The organism is Halorubrum sp. AJ67 (assembly GCF_000513435.1).
On the sequence record NZ_CBVY010000011.1, the window covers coordinates 42,073 to 45,839 of the forward strand.

The window sequence follows — 3,767 nt, forward strand, 5'->3', positions numbered from 1 at the left end:
CGACTCGCCGATCGCGACCGCCTCGTCGAGGTCGGTCCGCACGGCCGTGGTCACCTTGGAAGCGAGGCTCTCGCCGAGCAGCGACCGCGGGGAGAGGACCTCGTCGGCCCCGGCGAGCCGGTGGTACCGCTCGCGGCTCGGGTCCTCGACGACGCTTATCGCCCGGACGTCCGTCGACAGCTCCTTCGCGGCGAGGACGATGCTGGCGTCCACGCGGTCGGAGACGTCGGTGACCAGCGCGCGCGCCGACCCGAGGCGGGCCCCTTCCAGCCCCGCGGTCGTCTCTGGATCGGCACGGACCACCCTGTGTCCGTTCTCGTACAGCACCAGCGCGCGGTCGGGGTCCGGCTCGACGACCACGTACGGAACGCCCTCGGACTTGAACTCGTCTAGGAGCGCGTCGGAGCGCGTGGTGTCGGAACAGACGACGACGTGCCCCGTCACGTCGTCCTGTAGCGACCGGGGGACGGTGGTCGAGAACGCGGACTCCAAGAGCGGGGTCGCGACGACCGGCAGCGCGCCGATGAGGAGCACCATCCCGACCAGGTCCATCACGGCGATGAACGCGTGCATCTCCTGGCTCTGCCAGTCGGCGGCGTCGCCGCCGAACCCGGTCGTCGTGAACATCTCGATCGCGAACTGGAACGACTCGATCAGCGTGCGCGGGTCGTTCTCGAACACCCGCATTCCCCACCGGTAGGTGATCGCGGTGAATGTGATCACGGTGCCGAGGAACGCGACGTACAACACCACGCGACGCTTCCACGTGTCCATCGAACCGCGATATGCCGCGGCCGTACAAAAACGGGAGGACTCGTGGGACCCGGTTCCGCCGGTCTGTCAGCCATCGGGCGATCGAATCGTCCTCGCGTCGATCGAAAGTTCGATCCTTTAAGTTCGGTGGGCCGAACCGTCACGCATGGTGCGGGATCCGTCGCGAGACCCGGAGCCGCCGTCGGTCGACGAGGTGCTCGACGCGCTGGCCGACGACGCGGCCCGTCGGATCGTCGCGGCGCTCACCGAGCCGAAGACCGCGAGCGAACTCTCCGAGGAGTGCGACATCCCCCTGTCGACGACCTACCGGAAGTTAGAGAAGCTCACCGACGCCTCTCTGCTGTCGGAGTCGACCGACATCCGACGGGACGGGCAGCACACGACACGGTACTCGGTGTCGTTCGACGCCGTCACCGTCTCCGTCGACGACGGCGCGGAGAACACCGAGGACCGCCGCGAGTTCGACGTGGAGTTCTCTCGGCCGGAACGGACTCGAGACGAGCGACTGGCCGACCTGTGGTCGGAGCTACGAGAGGAAACATGAACCCGTACATCGACCTGACGATCATCGCCGCAAAGACCGCCATCCTGGTGCTCGGTGGCAGCATCACCTACTACGCGCTCCGCGCGTACGACCGGACCGGAGACCGGTCGCTGCGGGAGCTCGGAATCGGCTTCGGCATCGTCACCGTCGGGGCGCTGCTTGGCGGCGTCTCCCACCAGATCATCGGAGCCGACCTCGCGGTGGGGATCGCGATCGACGGCCTCCTCACGGCTGTCGGCTTCGCCGTCATCGTCTACTCGCTGTACCTGGAGTGACCCCGGTTCAGGGAACGGGCGGGCGGTGGTGGCCGACCCCTCGGTGTCGACGCGCGACGAACCCCGCTTTCGGTAGCCTTTTGCGGCGCTCGGTCCTCAACTCGCGGTATGAGCGACGCACGAGAAGAGCTCTCCCGCCGGATCGCCGGCGAGATAACGCTCAGCGACGACCCGGGGGCGACCCTTCGGAAGTGGCGGACCGACTTCGACGTCTCGCAGACGGAGCTGGCGGACCAGCTCGGCGTCTCCTCGTCGGTCGTCTCCGACTACGAGAGCGGTCGCCGCGAGAGCCCGGGGATCGGCGTCGTCCGCCGCACCGTCGAGGGGCTTCTCGACATCGACGAGCGGCGCGGCGGCGGCCGGCTCCGCCAGCACGCCCGGGTGCTCTCGGCCGGGTTCGAGAGCGACATCGTCCACGACCTCCGCGAGTACTCGACGGCGGTCCCATTGGCGGAGTTCTACGAGGCGATGGGCGCGACGGAGATCGTCCGCGGCGACCACGACCACGTGAACGGCCACACGGTGATCGATTCGATCCAAGCGATCACGCGGCTGTCGAGCGAGGAGTTCTACCGGCTGTACGGCCAGTCGACGAACCGCGCGCTCGTGTTCACGCGGGTGACCCGCGGGGAGTCGCCGCTCGTCGCGCTGCGGGTCGTGAGTCCGACGCCGAACGCGGTCGTCCTCCACGGGATCGAGGACGGCAATCTGTGGGACCACGCCGCCGACCTCGCCCGCGTCGACGGGTTCTCGCTGGCGACGTCGAACCGCGACCTCGACGACTGCCTCGCGGACCTCCAGGCGCTGTGAGGCCGCCGCAGGTCGGGAGGAGGACCGAACCGCGGGCCTGAAACCGCGGGCGACCGTCGGCCCGCGTATGAGCGACGACTACGCCGAGCGACTCCGCGCGAACCGCCGGGAGAAAGACGAGTTCTTCGCAGAACACCAGCAGTCGCCGATCCCGCCGGAGCAGCGGGACGAGTTCGACGGGCTCGACTACTTCGAGCCGGATCCCGCCTACCGCGTGGAGGCGACCGTCACCGTCCACGACGAGCCGGAGCCGGTCGAGATGGAGACGACCGCGAGCAACCCGGTCCGGTACCTCCGAGTCGTCACCTTCGCGTTCGAGGTCGACGGCGAGGAACGAACGCTCGCCGGGTACCGACAGGAGGGCGACGACGGAGCGATCTTCGTCCCCTTCCGCGACAAGACGACCGGCCAACAGACCTACCATCAGGGCCGGTACATGGAGCTCGCGCCAGAGCGGGACCTCGCCGACGGCGACGCAGTCACCGTCGATTTCAACCTCGCGTACAGTCCGTTCTGCGCCTACAGCGAGACGTTCTCCTGTCCGCTCCCGCCGGAGGAAAACTGGCTGGAGATCGTGATCCCCGCCGGCGAGCGGACGCCGGACCTCGACTAACCGGTCGGAGTTCGGCCGATCGGCGCGGCAGTCGCGCTCTTCGAACGGGAAGCGCGGTCGAAAAAGTCGGAATCGCGTCGGAATTACTCGGCATCGCGTCCGGATCGCGTCGTCGGCGGCCCGTCGGGGTCGGTCTACTGGAGCGTCTCGCTCGTGACGAGCGTGTCGTCTTCGAGGTAGTGCTCGATGTGGTGACCGTGTTCCTCGACGGTTTCGAGGATCTCGCGGAGCTGTTCTTCGGTGTTGTAGTCGCCGAGGTTGTTGGCGAGCTGGATGTGCTCGCGGAGCTGCTCGGTGATGTCGCCGAAGATCTCGAGGTCGTGTTCCAGCGACGTGCGGATGTCGTAGGCGTCGGCGTCCTCGGGGGTCACCGGGGCGTGTTCCTCGTAGTTCGCGCCGCCGGAGAGCGGCACGCCGCCGAGCGCCTGCGCGCGCTCCGCGAGCACGTCTGCGCCCTCTTCGAGGTCGGCCGCGACCTCGCCGAGGTACTCGTGGATGCCGAGGAACTCCGCGCCCTCGACGAGCCAGTGGTGCTTTTTGATCTGGTGGTAGAGGACGTACGTCGCCGCGAGGTCGCTGTTGAGCGCGTCGACGAGCTGTTCGGCCTTCTCTTCGGGGACGCGGAGCGCTTCGCTTTCGTGAACGTCGCCGTACCGTTGACGGGCCTGCTTCTGGGTACTCATTTCAATTATACATACGCGCGCGACCCACTTAATGGTTCCTACAGAAGGAACTACTCTTTCGTGATTAA

6 protein-coding genes are annotated in these 3,767 nt (G+C 67.6%); 4 read left to right on the plus strand and 2 right to left on the minus strand.

Going from position 1 to position 3,767, the window contains the following annotated elements:
- Positions 1-774, minus strand: a 774-nt coding sequence (locus tag BN903_RS10190) for a TrkA family potassium uptake protein (protein ID WP_048077676.1), incomplete at its 3' end; no start/stop codon positions are given.
- A 145-nt stretch (positions 775-919) separates the two neighbouring features.
- On the opposite strand from BN903_RS10190, the gene BN903_RS10195 reads away from it, so the two are divergent.
- The 4 genes from BN903_RS10195 to BN903_RS10210 all read left to right on the plus strand — a co-directional run bounded on the left by BN903_RS10195 (position 920) and on the right by BN903_RS10210 (position 3,016).
- Positions 920-1,318, plus strand: a complete 399-nt coding sequence (locus BN903_RS10195; protein ID WP_048077628.1) for a helix-turn-helix domain-containing protein — start codon at positions 920-922, stop codon at positions 1,316-1,318.
- The gene (locus BN903_RS10200) at positions 1,315-1,593 is read left to right on the plus strand and encodes a hypothetical protein (protein WP_048077629.1); all 279 of its coding nucleotides are present in this window, start codon (positions 1,315-1,317) and stop codon (positions 1,591-1,593) included. Before BN903_RS10195 ends, BN903_RS10200 begins: the two co-directional genes overlap by 4 nt.
- A gap of 108 nt (positions 1,594-1,701) precedes the next feature.
- Positions 1,702-2,403: a helix-turn-helix domain-containing protein gene (locus BN903_RS10205; protein ID WP_048077630.1), complete on the plus strand. Its 702-nt coding sequence runs from the start codon at positions 1,702-1,704 to the stop codon at positions 2,401-2,403.
- Between the two features lie 67 nt (positions 2,404-2,470).
- Positions 2,471-3,016 carry a DUF1684 domain-containing protein gene (locus BN903_RS10210; protein ID WP_048077631.1) on the plus strand — a complete coding sequence of 182 codons (546 nt, stop codon included), beginning with the start codon at positions 2,471-2,473 and terminating at the stop codon, positions 3,014-3,016.
- 134 nt (positions 3,017-3,150) lie between these two features.
- On the opposite strand, the gene dpsA is transcribed toward BN903_RS10210, so the two are convergent.
- Entirely contained in the window at positions 3,151-3,699 is a 549-nt protein-coding gene (dpsA, locus tag BN903_RS10215; protein ID WP_048077632.1) for a DNA starvation/stationary phase protection protein DpsA, read from the minus strand.
- Positions 3,700-3,767: the final 68 nt, after the last annotated feature.

Bases quoted from the DNA above. Each gene is read 5' to 3' on its own strand.
- BN903_RS10205 (WP_048077630.1), top strand. From the start codon at position 1,702: ATGAGCGACGCACGAGAAGAGCTCTCCCGCCGGATCGCCGGCGAGATA.
- dpsA (WP_048077632.1), bottom strand. From the start codon at position 3,699: ATGAGTACCCAGAAGCAGGCCCGTCAACGGTACGGCGACGTTCACGAA.
- BN903_RS10210 (WP_048077631.1), top strand. From the start codon at position 2,471: ATGAGCGACGACTACGCCGAGCGACTCCGCGCGAACCGCCGGGAGAAA.
- BN903_RS10200 (WP_048077629.1), top strand. From the start codon at position 1,315: ATGAACCCGTACATCGACCTGACGATCATCGCCGCAAAGACCGCCATC.
- BN903_RS10195 (WP_048077628.1), top strand. From the start codon at position 920: ATGGTGCGGGATCCGTCGCGAGACCCGGAGCCGCCGTCGGTCGACGAG.